This window comes from Desulfosporosinus acidiphilus SJ4, from assembly GCF_000255115.2.
Classification (GTDB): Bacteria; Bacillota; Desulfitobacteriia; order Desulfitobacteriales; family Desulfitobacteriaceae; genus Desulfosporosinus; species Desulfosporosinus acidiphilus.
Genome location: NC_018068.1, coordinates 1,534,989 through 1,552,269, shown reverse-complemented (window position 1 = coordinate 1,552,269; position 17,281 = coordinate 1,534,989). Strand labels below are relative to the sequence as shown.

The following is a 17,281-nucleotide window of genomic DNA, read 5'->3' as shown; positions in this document are numbered from 1 at the left end:
GTGTTACACCTCAAATTCCATCATAAGCTTTTTGCAAAGCTTCCAAATCAAATTTCTTCATTTTCAGGAACGCCTCTGTCACTCGCCGTAATTGTTCTCTGTCACCGAATTTCATCATCTCATCCATTATTGCGGGTACAATTTGCCACGATACTCCAAACTTGTCCTTGACCCAACCGCATTGCTCAGCCTCAGGTACATCAGAGAGCTTGTCCCAGAAGTAATCAATCTCCTTCTGGTCCTTACAGTTTATCATGAGTGAAAATGCTTCATTAAAGCCAAAATCCACATCAAAGCCATTATCCATTGCAGAAAAAGCGATACCGTTCAATATGAATGCAGCATAGTTTATTTTTGCATTCGGTGACTCTGCCTCTCCTTCTTTGTATCTGCTGATTGTCCCTATTTCTGATTTTTCAAAGAGCTCAGTGTAGTACCTTACAGCTTCTTCGGCTTTACCGCATGATTCATCTGAGAAAAGCAAGTTGGGTGTAATCTTTTGAACGCTTTGTCCATGATCGGTAAGCATTAACTGCCAGGATAAGCCGTACCGGTCCTGGACCCAACTGTACCGCTTACTAAAGGGGTATTCACCTAATGGCATTAATTCCGTTCCCCCTTCAGATAATGCTCTCCACTTGGTATTCACCTCTTCTATTGAGTAGCAAGCGACCATCAAGGAAATGGATGGATTGAATTTGAAGAAAGGGCCGGCACTAATCGCCTTAAATTGCTGTCCGGCTAACTCAAAACTGACACTTTCCGCGTCACCTGATGGGGTGTTTTCTATAACTGTTACATCCAATAGTTTCGATTGGTCAAATAAACTGGTATAAAACAGGACCGCTTCTTTGGCCTCCGTGTCGTACCATAAATGCGGAACAATTCTTTGCATAACAAGCTCCTCCTTAACACTACTTAATTGGATTTTATGCAGTTCATTACATGGGGACTACTGGTAACAAATGAGGCAAGTGGAACTCAACTTGTTACGTTTATCAGAAGAATGCGTCTTGTCATGATTTCTAATGTTTTATTTTAAATTATTCCATTCTTCTTAAGACAATACCAAATGTTAATTACTAATGCGACACCAGTTACTATAATTATTTCTAAAATTAAAGGAATAGTTATTGGAGTAGAACGCTTTTTAACCACGTAAAGTATAATACTATCATTTAACGCAATAACGAGGACCCCTCTGATTATTAGCTCTGTAAAAATACTCATTAACATCAAACCTCCTTTTTGATAAATGAATACATTTGAAGAATAGTAGCCTCAGTTCAAAATATTGGGCAACTCACATATCCCGATATATCGAGTATTTAATCTTCTATTTTTGTGTAATGATTATTTTGACGCTTTGTAGAAGCAATTCTTCTAGGTTACATCCTTAGCGAGCCACGAAAACCCCTGCCAGCATAGTAGCATTCTGCTCCATTATGGTACACAAACACAGTGTCATAACGACGATCACAAAAGATGGCTCCGCCGAGTTTTCTAATATTAGCAGGTGTCTTTACCCAGCTCGATGATTTAGTATCAAATTTCCCAAGTTTCTGTAGCTCTCGGTATTGTTCTTCTGTTAAAAGTTCAATGCCCATGGCAGCAGCCATATCAAGAGCGTTATTTTCTGGTTTATGTTCTTTCCTTGACTCCAGCGCTTCACGGTCATAACAAATACTTCTGCGGCCTTTAGGACTTTCCTCTGAACAATCATAAAAAATGTATTCGTCCGTCGTTTCATCAAAACCAACAGCATCCGGTTCACCACCGGTTCTTTCCATTTCATTCAGTGCCCACAGTTTTTCTGGATTAGCTTCCAACTTTGCTTGAATTTTAGTCCATTCAAGACCTTTATGGCGGTTCATGTTTTTCTCAAAACGGGCTTGCAATGCTCCAAATAGTTCTATGTTTTCCATAGTTAGTTCCCCCTTATAAGTTCTCTAAGTGCTTTGATAAAACCATTGTTCTTCTAAATCTATTATCCAAATAATTTCTAAATTCAATTCGCATTTTCTGACATAGTCCTAAGGTTCAAAGTAACGGAGTTTCATAATTCTGATGCAAGAACTGTAAAAAAATGTTTCTCCGCACTACTCTTGCAGTACAGAGAAGCACATGATTTTTTGATCAAAACCCTATATATAGTGGCTACACCACTGGTTTTTCGCCATATTTTGTGTTGCGTTTTCCTTCGAGGCGAACGATGCTCTCAACATGCCTTGGGGGCTTGATTTGTCGGGTTTGAAAACACATTGATGTAATTTGTACTTGCACTTTACATCTTTGTCTATACATAAAATGGTTTAGAATGGTAAAGGAGGAAAATACAATGCATAACCGTCACGTTGTACGTCGTGGTGAAAGTCTGCATAAAATTGCAAAGCGTAGTGGAACAAGTGTCCATCACCTTTTACGTTTAAATCCCTGGCTTCGTCGCAATCCGAATCTTATTTACCCCGGAGAAAGAATTAGAACTTGGTAACCTAATGTCCCTGGTATTCCAATGACCCTTGGTCGCGGTGAACTCTAATCACTAGCGACCATTTTTTTCTAACGAAGGCTTAGCCAAAGAGTTAAAACTTTTTACCTCGTACATACACAATGTTCCACAATATCCATAACATGTTATTAAAAACGAACTAATAATCGCCTTTTAATCAAGGGGGAATTCATATGTATTATGGTACAGCTTACCCAGGTGATTCACTAATGATGTCTGGAATGCAACAACAGTCTTTTCCTGCTGGAATGCAAACATCGGCTTATTCAGCTGGTATGTATGCTGATAGTCCACTAGTTGTTGCTAAACCAGTCCCTTCTCCTTGCGATCCCTGTAACGTAGAATACGTTCCTGTAGCTCGAATTCATATAGTACGCAGGGGTGAAACCGTTTATTCTATTGCTAATAGTCACGGCCTTGATTGGCGCGAACTTGCTGGCTACAACCGTTTGGGTAATCCAAACCTTATTTACCCCGGGGAACACCTAGAAATTCCGCCAAGCCACTATTAAACTTTTTACAGGCATCTCATTTTATGATCTTTAGGTTTCTTTCTTATATTTATTTTAGTAACACCAATGTCTTAGCTATTAGCCAGGACATTGGTGTTACTGTGTTGTTATTGACGTCACTTGCTTGGCTTTATTAGGAGGTTAGCAAGTGACTGGCGATTTCCATATAATGAACAAGTAAAGTTTATCTCAAAATATATTTAAATTTATTATTTTTAGTGTAATGCTGGACCGGACTGAAAAACTTTCTTGCTGCTCGGCTCGAGCCCAAACAAAACAATTGTATAGCATGTCCATTTGGGATAAAATATTGTTGATTCTATGCAAACTGCCTTAAAGAATAGAATGGAGAGAGTTACATGAATTATGAACAAATGTGGAATGTGTTGCTTAAAAAATTAAAGTTTGAGTGTGAAAAAGTTAATGGGATTAATGGATCGACGAAAGAAGATCATATCAAGTTTGTCGCTTTATATTCGATTGTGAAAATAATGGAGGATTTGGAAGAAAATAAAATATAAATGACTAGATAAGAATGAGAAATGGTCCCACTGAAGGAAATACTCAAAGAGACAGATTCCCTTTTATTCAGTGGTGGTGGATGGACCGTTTGACCATCTTGTGACAATGTATTTCATGTTATTTCTCCTTCAGTCTGATGCTCAACAAGTACACCGATTCCGGTTATCACCAGACAATTATTTAAGCAAACCCGCCTGACACTTTGAAAACAGGCGGCCTATTTTGGTTACGAATTTTCCTGAAAACATTGAGTATTTCAAAAGCTCGATGAGTACTCAACCAAAAAAGATAAATATATGCTTGAATTGAGCCCATAATATGACTAACAAGGGGCCGTGTAGAAACTGATATGCTCCCTTCTAAGTCCCTTTAGGTAGACAATTTAAATAATAATTTTAGACTGTCTACTTGACGGGGTTCAGTTCATCTAGGAGGTTGCCCGCTAGATTAGACATACCTTCATCCTTCTTTCAGAGCAGCAATGCTCTTTCTCCTCCTCAGTGCATGACTAGAGTATTGGAGGTGGTTGAAAGGTTTTGTCTGAGGGATGCAGCAACATACACACTAACATTGTTTACCCATTATGCATTATTAATTTGACATAAATGATAGCCGTGATATAATATGAACAAAGTTCACAAAAATGCAATGAATTTTTGGAGGAAGATATGCCCAAAATCATAGAAAATTTAAATGAAACTATTATTCTAGAAGGAAGAAAATTACTCTCTAATAAAGGATATAAGGAGTTGAATGTTAGGGAAATTGCAAAAAATTGTAACATTGCTTTAGGGACTTTTTATAACTATTTCCCTACCAAAGATGAACTTATTCTTGAGATTGTGAGGGAAGACTGGAGTCAGCTATCCGATTTAATAGAAAAATTAAAACCTATTGATGAACCTATTAAAGAGAAGATTAGGAAAGTATTTCTTTCACTTGAGATTTTTATAAGTAGTTATGTTGCCATATTCATTGAAATGGCCATGTATAAGAACTATAGTTATGATCATATGTCACATGATAAGTTTCATCTTCTTTACGGTAAGTTAAGTGAATTAATCGATCTTGAAAAAACAAAAGGTCATATTCAATCTCCACTTGCGTCCTATAAACTTGCTCAACTCATTATGTCGAATTTAATTTATCTAAATACAAATAAATATATTAGCTATGATGAGTTATACGACAGTTTAAAGATCTAAATTTTTTTAAACATTAAATGAACGTTGTTCATTTAATTGCTTTATGAATATTGTTCATTTAAGTTAGATTTATAAAATAATATCTATAAAATTCAAAGGAGGAAATAAGATGTTAACCTATGCAATCATTTTTATTAATTTCGCCCTAATTTTTTACAGTGTAGGTGTTTGGTCCGAAAAGATACAAGGGAACCTTAAAGCTTGGCACCTAACATTCTTCTATTTTGGTTTAGTCTGTGATACAACAGGCACTTGGATTATGGAGAATATAGCCAGAAGCATTGAAATTATCACTTCTAATTCATATTTTCATAGTATTACTGGCGTTTTAGCCATCATTTTAATGCTTGTTCACGCTTTTTGGGCGACTTTTGTTTTGATTAAGAAAGATGATCTGATGATTAATAAATTTCACAAGTTTAGCATATTTGTTTGGATCATTTGGTTAATTCCCTTTATCTCAGGATTTGTATTTCGAATGATATAATTTATCCTTCCTTAATTAGGCTCTAAGCATACAGTTGTTCAAGAAAAAAGAGCGGGAAGTTTCTAGCCTAATCTCATTTGTATATACGCCGATACCAATTGTTAAGATAAGTCACTGCCTATCATAACATTCAACAAGGTTCCTCAAATCCCTCCCAGTTTCATACCACAAATCAAATGGCAAGCGCAGTTTGAAGTCGCTCCGGTTTCGTTCCTATACCACGGCTCTCCGGGTAGAGAGGCCACCAATCACGTCACACAAAGACTCAGCACTCGACTACTGGCTAGGCTTTACACGAGGCGGCTTCTTGAACTTGGCAAGGGGTAGTGGTGTGGGGGAATTGGAATAATTGACTTAAGTTTTATATCAGATCGGATTCTCTTTTGTCCATCTGTTCATAAACAATCTATCTTCTAATCTCACTTCTTTTTGTGGAATAAGAGTTGCGTTGTTAGCTTTATATCCAAATGGAATAATTGCAGCCACTTCTAACTCTGGTGGAATATTAAGAACTTCTTTAACTGCTTTAGTATTCTGAGGAATAAATGTTACCCCAAAGACACTATCCTCTGCAAGACTTAACAAGATGTTTTCAATACAACACCATACAGATGCTAAACAATTCAGATCATATATTCTCGTGCTATCAGCTATCTGTGTTTTCGGTTTGTAAACAACTACAAGTAACTCTGGCGCACTTAACATCATCCTTTTCTGTTTCGGTATTGCGTCTAGATACATTTGTTTTGAAAGATTATCGAAGTCTTTCAAAGACTCTTCTAGTTCTTCAGTAACACTTTCGATCATTTTTTCTGTGTGGATTAGGGCAATTCTTTTCTCCCGGTCTGAAACTAAAATGAAATACCATTGCTTTAAGTGATTATAACTTGGAGCTTTGAGACCGGCGAGCAAAGCCTTATTAATAATATCTGGATTTATTTTTTGTTCGGAAAAATCTCTAATTGTTCGTCTTTTTACTATTGCCTCCTGCAATTCCAAAATGTTCATCTCCCACTATTCTTAATTACGTCCCATTCATGACGTGGCTTTATTATGTTTTAGATTTACAACATAGGAGCCCTATCTTCATTATTGCCATCTTTGTAACATTATTTGTTATCAGCATTGGAATCTTTGCCCTTACCTTTTTTCTTGTTATTAACAGAAAAATCAAACACCTTAAATATATCTCTCAACAAGTTAAGGATATTGCCCACGAAGGGTTCGGTTCAAAGATCAATGAGTCCGACAGGATTTATTATTTTTCTAAGACAAGTAATAACCGCCTGACTTCAAACAGGCGGCCTAACTCATATGAAACTGAAGCATATTATTTAATTTATTAGGTGTTTGTTTATCCCAAAAAGTTTGGCCAAAGTGAGGTTACTACCAATAAAAGTGTCAGGGTCACCATGACCGCAGTTGTGCTCCATGCAACTCCATTAAAGAATTTGGAGTTTGTATAGTCTCCCATGATTCTCTTTTTATTGATAAGAACCAGCATAAACACGAGAACAAACGGTAGAAGAACACCATTGATGACCTGAGACCAAAGCATAATTAGAACTAGTGGTGCATTGGGAATAAGGATAATCAAAGCCCCTAAGATTATTATAATCGTATATAAGGTATAAAACTGTGGTGCTTCGCTGAAAGACTTATCAACGCCTGCCTCAAACCCCAGTGCTTCGCACACATAGTAAGCCGTCGCTAGCGGTAAAATTGTGGCTGCGAAGATTGACGCATTGAAAAGCCCGAAGGCAAATAGTATTGAAGCGTATTGTCCAGCTAGTGGCCTTAAGGCGATGGCAGCATCTTTAGCATCATTGATGGAGACACCTGCGGTATGCAATGTTGCCGCAGTTGTAACGATGATAAAAACAGCCACGATATCCGTAATGAAACAACCAAAAATAACATCTAGGCGTGAAAACTTATACTCTTTGGCTGTCACTCCTTTCTCAACGATGGCAGACTGAATATAGAACTGCATCCAGGGAGCGATTGTAGTACCGACCAAACCAACAAACATCGCAAGATATTCAGAATTTGTACTGAAGCTCGGAATAAATGTAGCTTTTGCCACCTCACCCCAATTCGGGTGGGCTAGAAAACCAGCAAAAATATAAGTTATAAAAATTGCACTGGCAATCAGGAAAATTCTTTCTACACGCCGATATGTCCCCTTAACAACCAAGAACCATACTAGGAGCGCCCCCAGCGGAACGGTGATATATTTACTTACCCCGAAGACCTCCATACTGGAAGCCACCCCAGCAAACTCCGATACTGTATTCCCTACGTCTGCTATAAGGAGCCCTATTAAAATGAAAATCGTCAACCGTACTCCAAAATTCTCACGAATAAGATCCGCAAGACCTTTGCCAGTAACCGCCCCCATACGGGCGCTCATTTCTTGGACTACGATCAAGGCCAATGTCATTGGAATAAAGATCCAAAGAAACTTATAACCAAACTGAGCGCCTGCTACCGCGTAGGTTGTAATTCCACCAGCATCGTTATCCACATTGGCCGTGATAATCCCAGGTCCAACTATGGCCAAAAACAACAGAATATTACGCCATGAAAGTTTACTAAGCTTCATATATTTCACTTCCCTTATAATTTTTCATAAATGATCTTAACATTTCTATGAACGCCTAATTTTTCAGTTGTAGTACATCATCCACAGTAATAAGTCCTATCACTTTATCGGATTTATCAATCACTGGAAGTGCTAATAGACTGTATTTAGAAAATAACCGGCGGATCTTTTTCTCATCCTCATCAGCCAGTACACTAATCACTTTGGTATGCATTAATTCGCTAATTCTTGTTTCAGGCGAAGAGATAATTAGTTCTCTTAGCGATATGACTCCCTTTAATCGCCCTTCGGAGTCAACTGCATAAAGATAGTAAATATAATCTGCCTCAGGAGCAAGTTCTCTTAACTGCTTAATGACTTCATCTGCCGTAAGCTCTATAGAGAACACCAAAAAGTCGGTTGTCATCAAACTACCTGCAGTTCCTTCGTCATATTCCAACAACTCACGAAGGTCTGAAGCTGCTTCATTTTCCATTAAACTTAATAGTTGGTCCGAATCATCCTCATTCATTTCGGATAGGAGGTCTGCTGCCTCATCTTGCTCCATTTCTTCAAGTATGTCTGCAGCTCGCTCTTTATTTATTTGTCTTAGAATGGATTTTTGAACATCTGGGTCGACCTCAGCTAAAGTGTCCGCCGCCATTTCAGGATTTAACTGTTCAAACAATTCCAATCGTTCATAATGACTAATGTTCTCCAGAATATCCGCCAGATCTGCTGGATGTATTTTTGATAGCTTATCTCCTGAAGCACGTAAAGATAAGCTATCGCCCCCTGTTGATAACGACTGCACCATGTCCCATCCTATAAAATGGGGCTGCAACCTCTTTCCACTTGTTGGCATACTAAACATTCCTCTAGGGAGGAGCCTCCGAATTAAACCAACGAAGCTAACATCAATAGATACAATATGTACTCCTTTGCTGTTACCCGCTAATTTAATATCATTGACACGAACTAGCTTGGCTCCATTGATATCAACAATCTGCCGATCGAGTATCCCACTAATATATAAATGACCTTCAGATACTCTTTCAAAACGAACTTCTGAAGCGATTACCCGGAGTGCGACAACCTGTCGACTTAGCATATAGATCTCTTTCCAAGGAACAACTTTGAGCTCCCCATTATACTTAATAATCAATCCCCGAACAGTCGGAAACGTAGTCTCTGGATCGACCCAGACATCCCTAACTTTACCGAGCTTTAGACCACTACGATCAATAATATATTTACCTATTAGTTCGCTAACAAAAAGATCCGTCAATAGCTCCATCATTATCCCTCCAATAACAAAGTGATTTTATGAACCATATCTTGGTCTAATAATTTTACTATTCTTTGTTCAGGGCCTGCGTCCATAAAACCACCTCCTCTTTGATGGGAAAATGACTGGGATATACATTTTAAAAATTGGTAATAAGTGAATACAATATCATTTGGAGATTACAGTATTGTATTTGATTACTATTAAGAATGTGAAAGTTAAGATGTAAGCGGAAACTTGCTTGGTTTAATTTAATAATGTCTTTTATTTCCTTTAATATACCTTTAGGCCTATTAAAATTACATGAATCAAGATCATCATCACCCAATCGTCCCACCTCCATACAAAAAAACAAAGCTTTCCAAAAATAACGGAAAGCTTTGTAAAGCGCGCACAAGAAAAATAAACCCACTTTCCTCACTCGTTCTGAGCTTTGGCACTACACGACGTAGAATGAGAAAATTCATTCAGCCACATTATGTAAAACCTTAATCCGGTAATACCTGTTCTACCCATTGGTGTCTCTCGACATTTCCGGGCAGTGGCCTTTGTTCGTATAGGAGCCTCACCTAACGAAGAAATCTCAATTGTCGTAATGAATTTATCACTTACATCTTTTCCTGTCAAGACTATTTTTAATGCGTCTAATGATTTATATCCGATGTCTAATGTTCCAGTAATTACGGTGTAGTTTCAGAACAGAAATATTAATAATCAAATCCCGATCAATAGGATGAAATCAGAGCACTCTGTTTTTCTAAGCGCGACCTAGAAAAATCATTCATTCATTGGAATGTTTTTCATGCCTTGGTATTGTAACAATTTCTATATTCGTACGTATTATAACTCCAGAATCCCCCCTCTAAGTTAGCTAAAGCTAACCTATCCACAGAAACATACTAAGGAGGTCGATGTGTCCGATTAAATACAAAAATAGTTATTCTTTGTTAGCCTTAACAAACATGAAATCTTCAAAGGCTTGTTGGCAAGATGGATTGTTTTTCATAAATTCCACCAGAGTTTTAATAGCATCGATCGTTGCAGTCGAAAGGTAGTGTTCCATAGCTTCCGCCTCAGCAACAAAATTACACTTGCTACATATTAACCCAAGAAACTCCTGTAGCAATTGGTTTCGTAAAACTAAATAGCTGCCCGTTTCTCTACCTTTATCGGTGAGTCTGATTTCACCATATCGTTCGTAGTTTATGTATTGTTGGTCTCTTAACTTATAGAGAGCCTTTGTTACGGATGGCAATGCGACATTTAGTCTATGACTAATGTCTGTTACCCGAACAATATCAAGTGTTAATGAAAAGCGATAAATTTCCTCTAAGTAGTCCTCTAAACTTGGTGAAAGCATGTTTCCCCACTTCCTTTGCTTCACCTTACATTAACTATGCCCATACAGCCTTAAATAATCTTTCGTTTAATATAAAACTATTGAAAATTAACCCAACGCAAGTGATATCCAATATCATTATATTCTTTCAATTCGCTTTATGATTCCATCTTTAAGATTAAGTTTAACAGGAGGAATTTAAAATGAGTGAAGGTTTTAATTTATCTCAATCCCCCCTAACCTTGCCCTTACCCAAAGATACCTGGCTGTCAAAGGCAAGAGGTTTATTGAAGTATTTGGGCCCGGCGTTTATTGTCAGCGTTGCCTATATTGATCCCGGTAATTTTGCCACGAACATTAGCGCCGGTTCAAATTTTAACTATAATCTGGTTTGGGTTGTCCTATGGAGCAACTTGATGGCCATATTCCTTCAAACCCTTTCCGCTAAACTCGGTATTGTGACCGGAGTTGATTTGGCGACCCATTGCGGACGGGTATTTTCGAAACCTATTAACATGATGCTTTGGACAATTATGCTCTTTGCAGCCATTGCCACCTATATGGCTGAGTTTCTCGGCTCAACGCTTGGTCTATACCTTCTATTCGGTATACCCCTGGTAACTGCCGGTTTGGTCACAGTTGGCATAACGTTTATTATTGTGTATTTACAACGTTACGGTCAACAAGTCGTTGAGAGAATTATCATAGGTCTTGTGGCGATCATTGGAATCTCCTACTTTATTGAAATATTTCTGGCGAAACCCGATTGGTCAGCCGTCGGTTTCCATACATTAGTCCCCAACCTTGGACCTGACAGCATATTGGTCGCCGTCGGGATGCTCGGCGCAACCGTAATGCCTCATACAAAAAGAGGCATCGACAAATAGAATTATAATCCCTGTATACACTACTCCTTAACGATACTACTATATTCTTCATGATTTCCTAGCCCTAACTTTTTTAATTGGTCACAGTCACAAGGGTATACCTATCCTATTATGTAAGTAGTCTGAGGGAATTTCGCCCGTCACTCTTAGAACTGCACTTGAACCTCTCAACTAATATTTTAATCCTTTTCGATTATCTCGCTTGTTTGTTGCATCTCCATATTAATTGATGTAAAACTATCCGGATAGGTAGCTTATACCGCACCCCTTTGTCAAGACACAATTTTAGAAATGTAAGTTATCTCTTTCCACTTCATATTAATTATTCTTGCATTAAGGTGTTTTTGGGGCAATTAGTGAGACACTCTGGGGGTTAGGCTTGGACAGGGAACCCCACGTCAGCTGCTTCCCCTGGGGTCGAGGGATGTGGCCCCTATGAGCGACCTTTTGAATGTCTGTTTTCTTAAACTTAGCACTGCCTCAAGATAAGGTATTATTAATTTCGAAAATTCAAAATTTGTCCAAATAAAGGAAGGATATAAAGCCCCCATGTAGGGATCAACAGCAATGTTACGAGAATGTTATAAGCTTTGTTGATTTCAATCCACGCTCCCACATAGGAGTGACGATGAAACCAAATGCAACTATGCCTTTCGGTGTATTTCATCCACGCTCCCACGTAGGGAGCGACTTCAGTGGAAAAAGGCCGGTTGCTGTTTGGTAACTGATTTCAATCCACGCTCCCACGTAGGGAGCGACAGAACGACAAATCCGAAGGGGCTGTTGACATTAAAATTTCAATCCACGCTCCCACGTAGGGAGCGACTTGGCAGGTTCAAGTCCTGCCTCCTCTCCAAATTTATTTCAATCCACGCTCCCACGTAGGGAGCGACGTGTCGGTGTATAAAACGTTTGACCAGATTGTTTCTATTTCAATCCACGCTCCCACGTAGGGAGCGACCACAGCAAATGAAACGGTTTATCGAGGAAGAAAAGATTTCAATCCACGCTCCCACGTAGGGAGCGACTCAGCGCGATTGTAACACCGCAAGTTTTGGATAAATTTCAATCCACGCTCCCACGTAGGGAGCGACGTTGCCAGGAGCGATTTGATGAAGGATTCCATGTCATTTCAATCCACGCTCCCACGTAGGGAGCGACGATATTGATATTCACTAATTTGATCAACATTATATTTCAATCCACGCTCCCACGTAGGGAGCGACGTTTATCAAATGGTTCATAATTTGGGCAATCAACTATTTCAATCCACGCTCCCACGTAGGGAGCGACGTAGGGAGGAGAGGCGTTTGATTCATTTTTACTTTATTTCAATCCACGCTCCCACGTAGGGAGCGACAAGATAGAGCATCGAGCAAGTTGCTTGCAGTATATTTCAATCCACGCTCCCACGTAGGGAGCGACAAGATAGAGCATCGAGCAAGTTGCTTGCAGTATATTTCAATCCACGCTCCCACGTAGGGAGCGACTACCGGTGTGCCGATACCTCCAGGCGGGGTAATGGATTTCAATCCACGCTCCCACGTAGGGAGCGACTTTGCCCACGACTTAGACCTTGCCCTGCGTGAGATTTCAATCCACGCTCCCACGTAGGGAGCGACCCAGGAGTTGTTGCCGTCGTTCGTTTTCCTTGAATTTCAATCCACGCTCCCACGTAGGGAGCGACTGTCCTGGGACGGTTCCGTGTAGATTGTGCGTGATATTTCAATCCACGCTCCCACGTAGGGAGCGACCCAGGAGTTGTTGCCGTCGTTCGTTTTCCTTGAATTTCAATCCACGCTCCCACGTAGGGAGCGACAGTTAGGAAATAGGTCGTATTGGCGGCAAAAGATATTTCAATCCACGCTCCCACGTAGGGAGCGACAACAAGCAATCAGAGCGCATGGAGAGTGTTCTGAGAATTTCAATCCACGCTCCCACGTAGGGAGCGACTGCCGCTGTGATTACTCGTACAGACGCACCAATTAGATTTCAATCCACGCTCCCACGTAGGGAGCGACAAAACGACTTCTAACTACGGCCTTCAGCAGCCAATTTCAATCCACGCTCCCACGTAGGGAGCGACATAGCCTTGAGCTCATTTGGTCTAGAATCAAAAAATTTCAATCCACGCTCCCACGTAGGGAGCGACTTAATCAACTCGAATGTTGGTGTTCTCATGCTTATATTTCAATCCACGCTCCCACGTAGGGAGCGACTTAATCAACTCGAATGTTGGTGTTCTCATGCTTATATTTCAATCCACGCTCCCACGTAGGGAGCGACGCATTCGAAGATGCAATAAAAGTAATCTGGAAACACATTTCAATCCACGCTCCCACGTAGGGAGCGACCCTCTTGCCGAAGAAGAGATAAATGGTGTAAGATATTTCAATCCACGCTCCCACGTAGGGAGCGACAGTCCATCAATGACATTGAGTTCGATCTAAAATCTATTTCAATCCACGCTCCCACGTAGGGAGCGACTGGTTTGATGAGTATCGGAATGAACAAGGCGTTATTATTTCAATCCACGCTCCCACGTAGGGAGCGACAAAACCTCTTGAGAATCCTCTGGCCTGTGCTATAATTTCAATCCACGCTCCCACGTAGGGAGCGACTGTGTCGGTGTCTGCTGTTATAGTGTATTGATCATTTATTTCAATCCACGCTCCCACGTAGGGAGCGACGTGTGGTGGTAAATTCATTTTTGATTCTTGGAATAATTTCAATCCACGCTCCCACGTAGGGAGCGACTAAAATCTCAGCCGAAAACTTCTGTACATTATTAATTTCAATCCACGCTCCCACGTAGGGAGCGACGCCTTAAAGCATGGCACATGGATCTGGCTTGGAAAATTTCAATCCACGCTCCCACGTAGGGAGCGACAGCAAAAACTAATAAAAACTATCTTCTATATAGATAGATTTCATTCATCTTCTTCCATTTTTTTAATATACATAATTGTTTTCACGACATTCCCTACATATTTCAACAAATTCCCTCTTATCTCGAGGTGCGAATCCCCCAAGGATTTTATGTTCGCTTCACATTCGCACTAAATGATCAGGGTATCCTCAACATCAAAGGAAGCCTTTACGCCTATATGCTCAACTTTATTCTTGTAATTATTCCCCAACAAATAGAACCTCAAGCTATCCTTCTCTGTATCAATAATCTTCTCCAGCTTATGCTGAACCTCGCGGAACTTAGCCATATCCAACACGCATTCAAAGACCGAATTCTGAACACGCTGTCCGTAATTTACACATTGTTTGGCAACTTGACGCAGCCGCTTTCTCCCTGCCGCTGTTTGAGTATTTACGTCATAAGTGATAAGCACTAAAATATCCTCTCACCTACTTCCACATAAACGCCGGGTACCCGTCCAAATCCCCCCGGATAAACCTGGCCAGCAGCATAGCCTGGGCATAAGGCACCAATCCCCATTCCATTTTTTCCTGCAGAAAGGGATGCCTAATCTCCTCCTGTTTCCTACTTTGCCAAGCCTTAAGAACAGCTTTTCTAGTATCATCATCCATAATGATCGCACCATTTTCCATTCGGGTAAACCCGGCACCATTGACTACCTTTTTATTGATTAAAGAAATAACAAACCGATCCGCATACACGGCCCGCAGCTCTTCCATCAGATCCAAGGCCAGGGAAATTCTTCCCGGCCTATCCCGGTGCAGAAATCCCACATAGGGATCAAGCCCAACGGTTTCCAACGCCACAGCTGCCTCATGGGCCAAAAGGGTATAGACAAAGGACAGTATGGCATTAACATTGTCAAGGGGAGGGCGTTTATTCCGGGAATTAAAATAAAAATCATCCTTTTGCTGAAGAATCAAATCGTCCAATACTCGAAAGTACTGGGCCGCGGCTTCCCCTTCAAATCCTCGCAGCTGCTCTAAATCCTGACTTTTTTCAACCAGCTTCAAAGCGTTAGCCAGGGTTTGGCAGACTCCTTTCAATTTATCCACATCCAGCCTAGCCCCATGATCCCTGGTTGCCCGCTCCACCACCCAGCGGGCGTTATATATTTTTCCCAAGATAAAGGATTGAGCAATTTTATGGCTCTCTGCTTCATCCTCTGATAACCTATATTGAGTCTTTCGCAACGTAACATTGCCTTTAACTTCGCCGACAACCCTGCCCAGGAATTTTCCGCTGGGCTTCATAAAACTCAAGGCTATATTACGCTTGGCGCAGGCACCCATCAGAGCAGGACTGGCGCCGGTATAGCCAAAGGCAATAATGCCCTCCAGATTATGCAGGGGAACTCTCAGAGCCTCTGCCTCATCCTTTAAAATCACAATATTTTCTCCATCAAGGGATAAATAAGTATTAGGCGAGGTCACATAGAGGGTATTCAATAATTTTCTCATTCATCAACCTCAATTTCCGCAACATTTTTCTTCATATAGGCCAGAGCCGATGGATTTTTACACAGCTTGGGCAGGCAAAGTTCACTAAGGGAACAGGCTTTGCAGCCTTTGGTCGGCTTTACTTTAGGCGTATACCTTCTGTCGTACAGCTCATGCATCTCTTTACAAATCCCCTTTACCTGTTCACGGATCTCCTCGTCAAGCATCACTTTAAGCCTGCGTTTAGGTTCTCCATAAAACAGAAACCCTTCGGGGAATTCTACACAATAGCATTTCTTCCAAACACATGGCCTGAGCACATAATTGCAGCACATCTGCATTGCCCTGCTTGGGCTTGCCCCGTTTATACTCCACTGGAACCGGCTTATAGTTTCCCTCCCGGCCATAGAGGGCAACTCCGTCCCGGGACTTGTGAAATTCCACCACATCACAAGCCCCTGTAATCCCTAAAGTACGGGAATAGATTCCCATGCTTCGGGATATGATCAAATCTCCTCGTTTTTCCTTAATGGTATAATCGTGGGTTTTCTCGTGCAGGATACCGCCCTCAACGGTGCGCAAATTTTCCTGCCACTGCTGTTCGATATGGATTAAGGCCCACTGGCGCCTACAAAAGACGAAATGCTGTATCCCGGACAACAGCAAAAAGTCTTCCTCTTGATATTCCATTGTTAATACCTCATCACAATTCTTCAGTTCATTCAAACCAAATTGATGATTTCAGGAACGCATTCCGTTCTGTCCAGAACAATATCATAAGCGCCAAAGGAATCTGGAACATCTTTTTTGGGGGTAATATGCAAAGCGCGCTGGATCATCGCCGATGTTTCTTTCGGTGTCTTTTCAGCATGTTCCCACCAGTAAACCCTGCATACTTCGCAGGAGCCGTCCGGCCGCGCCGAGGAGGCATCATTCTCAAACAACGTGCACAAAGCCTCTTTAAGCTTTTTCGCATCCTCGTCAGTGAAGCCGGTCTTCTCAGCCAATTGACAATTAATACTGCCGCGGATCACATACAACCCAAAATTAACATAATGCTTCATCCCCATCGTGTCCGAAGATTTACCGCTCTTTCCTGCCTCACTGTTGACACTTTTGGTAATTTGCATGTCGACAATGTCTATGGGTGAAACACTAATAGCCTGCTGAATCGATACCGGGCCGCGCACGCCAATGGATACTTCATCCCCTTTAAAAGCAAACACCTGGCCGAATGCTCGTACATCAAACCATTTACGGCAAGCAATTTGCATGCATTTATCTTTATCTGCTTTTTTGCCTTTGCTCATTTCAGCTTTAAATTCCGCATAACCATCTGCTCGATCTTTCAAGCTCTTATGTCCGTCATCCGAACGGTCGTCCGACTGGACGAAAATGCATTCGCCCAAATCCTGAAGCCGATTACGAAGTTTGCGCTTGATGGCCACGTCCGAAAAGATCCCATATCCCTCATAATCTCCCCGGGGGCGGTTTCCATTGAGGGGATCTCCATTGATATTTGCCCGCGTGACCGAGAGAATGGCTGTATAATCAATCTTATTTTGCAGAATGCTCAT

At 40.8% G+C, this 17,281-nt stretch carries 14 protein-coding genes, 2 pseudogenes, 1 CRISPR repeat array and 1 riboswitch; of the genes and pseudogenes, 6 read left to right on the top strand and 10 right to left on the bottom strand.

The genetic code is table 11. The annotated features are described in order from the left end of the window. Nucleotides 1-10 precede the first annotated feature (10 nt). Together DESACI_RS07135 and DESACI_RS07125 are read right to left on the bottom strand one after the other, a co-directional pair. On the bottom strand, nucleotides 11-895 hold the full coding sequence (locus DESACI_RS07135; protein WP_014826514.1) for a VOC family protein: 885 nt from the start codon (nucleotides 893-895) through the stop codon (nucleotides 11-13). Nucleotides 896-1,388: 493 nt separating this feature from the next. Continuing rightward, nucleotides 1,389-1,925 carry a DUF4256 domain-containing protein gene (locus DESACI_RS07125; protein WP_014826512.1) on the bottom strand — a complete coding sequence of 179 codons (537 nt, stop codon included), beginning with the start codon at nucleotides 1,923-1,925 and terminating at the stop codon, nucleotides 1,389-1,391. 413 nt (nucleotides 1,926-2,338) lie between these two features. On the opposite strand from DESACI_RS07125, the gene DESACI_RS07120 reads away from it, so the two are divergent. From DESACI_RS07120 to DESACI_RS07105, 5 genes are all read left to right on the top strand, one after another. Next, a complete protein-coding gene (locus tag DESACI_RS07120) occupies nucleotides 2,339-2,491 on the top strand; it encodes a LysM peptidoglycan-binding domain-containing protein (RefSeq protein WP_014826511.1) in 153 nt (50 codons plus the stop codon). Between the two features lie 191 nt (nucleotides 2,492-2,682). Further along, complete coding sequence (locus DESACI_RS07115; RefSeq protein WP_014826510.1) at nucleotides 2,683-3,021, top strand: LysM peptidoglycan-binding domain-containing protein; 339 nt, start codon at nucleotides 2,683-2,685, stop codon at nucleotides 3,019-3,021. Nucleotides 3,022-3,380: 359 nt separating this feature from the next. After that, on the top strand, nucleotides 3,381-3,542 hold the full coding sequence (locus DESACI_RS24765; protein WP_014826509.1) for a hypothetical protein: 162 nt from the start codon (nucleotides 3,381-3,383) through the stop codon (nucleotides 3,540-3,542). A gap of 669 nt (nucleotides 3,543-4,211) precedes the next feature. Continuing rightward, nucleotides 4,212-4,748 carry a TetR/AcrR family transcriptional regulator gene (locus DESACI_RS07110; protein ID WP_014826508.1) on the top strand — a complete coding sequence of 179 codons (537 nt, stop codon included), beginning with the start codon at nucleotides 4,212-4,214 and terminating at the stop codon, nucleotides 4,746-4,748. Nucleotides 4,749-4,857: 109 nt separating this feature from the next. Further along, complete coding sequence (locus tag DESACI_RS07105) at nucleotides 4,858-5,235, top strand: HsmA family protein (RefSeq protein ID WP_014826507.1); 378 nt, start codon at nucleotides 4,858-4,860, stop codon at nucleotides 5,233-5,235. A gap of 366 nt (nucleotides 5,236-5,601) precedes the next feature. Here DESACI_RS07105 and DESACI_RS07100 read toward each other — a convergent pair whose 3' ends face one another. The 4 genes from DESACI_RS07100 to DESACI_RS07075 form a co-directional block, all read right to left on the bottom strand. Beyond that, nucleotides 5,602-6,234, bottom strand: coding sequence for a nitroreductase family protein (locus DESACI_RS07100; protein WP_014826506.1), 633 nt, complete (start codon nucleotides 6,232-6,234; stop codon nucleotides 5,602-5,604). A gap of 355 nt (nucleotides 6,235-6,589) precedes the next feature. Beyond that, entirely contained in the window at nucleotides 6,590-7,840 is a 1,251-nt protein-coding gene (locus DESACI_RS07090; RefSeq protein ID WP_014826505.1) for an Nramp family divalent metal transporter, read from the bottom strand. Nucleotides 7,841-7,895: 55 nt separating this feature from the next. Continuing rightward, nucleotides 7,896-9,119: a magnesium transporter MgtE N-terminal domain-containing protein gene (locus DESACI_RS07085; protein ID WP_083845558.1), complete on the bottom strand. Its 1,224-nt coding sequence runs from the start codon at nucleotides 9,117-9,119 to the stop codon at nucleotides 7,896-7,898. Between the two features lie 397 nt (nucleotides 9,120-9,516). Continuing rightward, nucleotides 9,517-9,691, bottom strand: a riboswitch (M-box (ykoK) riboswitch). Between the two features lie 353 nt (nucleotides 9,692-10,044). Next, nucleotides 10,045-10,467 (bottom strand): metal-dependent transcriptional regulator, encoded by a 423-nt coding sequence (locus DESACI_RS07075; RefSeq protein WP_014826502.1) that lies wholly within the window; start codon nucleotides 10,465-10,467, stop codon nucleotides 10,045-10,047. Nucleotides 10,468-10,649: 182 nt separating this feature from the next. Between DESACI_RS07075 and DESACI_RS07070 the strand changes: the two are divergent. Next, nucleotides 10,650-11,309 (top strand): annotated as a pseudogene (locus DESACI_RS07070) (Nramp family divalent metal transporter); the annotation flags it as partial. Nucleotides 11,310-11,992: 683 nt separating this feature from the next. Beyond that, nucleotides 11,993-14,223: direct repeats of the CRISPR family, unit length 32 nt; unit sequence ATTTCAATCCACGCTCCCACGTAGGGAGCGAC. A 169-nt stretch (nucleotides 14,224-14,392) separates the two neighbouring features. Here the strand turns inward: DESACI_RS07070 and cas2 are convergent. From cas2 to cas7c, 4 genes and pseudogenes are all read right to left on the bottom strand, one after another. After that, on the bottom strand, nucleotides 14,393-14,683 hold the full coding sequence (gene cas2, locus DESACI_RS07065; protein ID WP_041275997.1) for a CRISPR-associated endonuclease Cas2: 291 nt from the start codon (nucleotides 14,681-14,683) through the stop codon (nucleotides 14,393-14,395). Nucleotides 14,684-14,693: 10 nt separating this feature from the next. Beyond that, entirely contained in the window at nucleotides 14,694-15,725 is a 1,032-nt protein-coding gene (gene cas1c, locus DESACI_RS07060; RefSeq protein WP_014826499.1) for a type I-C CRISPR-associated endonuclease Cas1c, read from the bottom strand. Beyond that, nucleotides 15,722-16,394, bottom strand: a pseudogene (gene cas4 / locus DESACI_RS07055) (CRISPR-associated protein Cas4). The gene cas1c and the pseudogene cas4 overlap by 4 nt, the downstream one beginning before the upstream one ends. Nucleotides 16,395-16,426: 32 nt before the next feature. Beyond that, the gene (gene cas7c, locus DESACI_RS07050; RefSeq protein ID WP_014826498.1) at nucleotides 16,427-17,281 is read right to left on the bottom strand and encodes a type I-C CRISPR-associated protein Cas7/Csd2; all 855 of its coding nucleotides are present in this window, start codon (nucleotides 17,279-17,281) and stop codon (nucleotides 16,427-16,429) included.

Excerpts from the sequence above, each read along its gene's own strand:
- DESACI_RS07135 (WP_014826514.1), bottom strand. The coding sequence starts at position 895 with ATGCAAAGAATTGTTCCGCATTTATGGTACGACACGGAGGCCAAAGAA.
- DESACI_RS07125 (WP_014826512.1), bottom strand. The coding sequence starts at position 1,925 with ATGGAAAACATAGAACTATTTGGAGCATTGCAAGCCCGTTTTGAGAAA.
- DESACI_RS07120 (WP_014826511.1), top strand. The coding sequence starts at position 2,339 with ATGCATAACCGTCACGTTGTACGTCGTGGTGAAAGTCTGCATAAAATT.
- DESACI_RS07115 (WP_014826510.1), top strand. The coding sequence starts at position 2,683 with ATGTATTATGGTACAGCTTACCCAGGTGATTCACTAATGATGTCTGGA.
- DESACI_RS24765 (WP_014826509.1), top strand. The coding sequence starts at position 3,381 with ATGAATTATGAACAAATGTGGAATGTGTTGCTTAAAAAATTAAAGTTT.
- DESACI_RS07110 (WP_014826508.1), top strand. The coding sequence starts at position 4,212 with ATGCCCAAAATCATAGAAAATTTAAATGAAACTATTATTCTAGAAGGA.
- DESACI_RS07105 (WP_014826507.1), top strand. The coding sequence starts at position 4,858 with ATGTTAACCTATGCAATCATTTTTATTAATTTCGCCCTAATTTTTTAC.
- DESACI_RS07090 (WP_014826505.1), bottom strand. The coding sequence starts at position 7,840 with ATGAAGCTTAGTAAACTTTCATGGCGTAATATTCTGTTGTTTTTGGCC.
- DESACI_RS07085 (WP_083845558.1), bottom strand. The coding sequence starts at position 9,119 with ATGATGGAGCTATTGACGGATCTTTTTGTTAGCGAACTAATAGGTAAA.
- DESACI_RS07075 (WP_014826502.1), bottom strand. The coding sequence starts at position 10,467 with ATGCTTTCACCAAGTTTAGAGGACTACTTAGAGGAAATTTATCGCTTT.
- cas1c (WP_014826499.1), bottom strand. The coding sequence starts at position 15,725 with ATGAGAAAATTATTGAATACCCTCTATGTGACCTCGCCTAATACTTAT.
- cas7c (WP_014826498.1), bottom strand. The coding sequence starts at position 17,281 with ATGAGCATTCTGCAAAATAAGATTGATTATACAGCCATTCTCTCGGTC.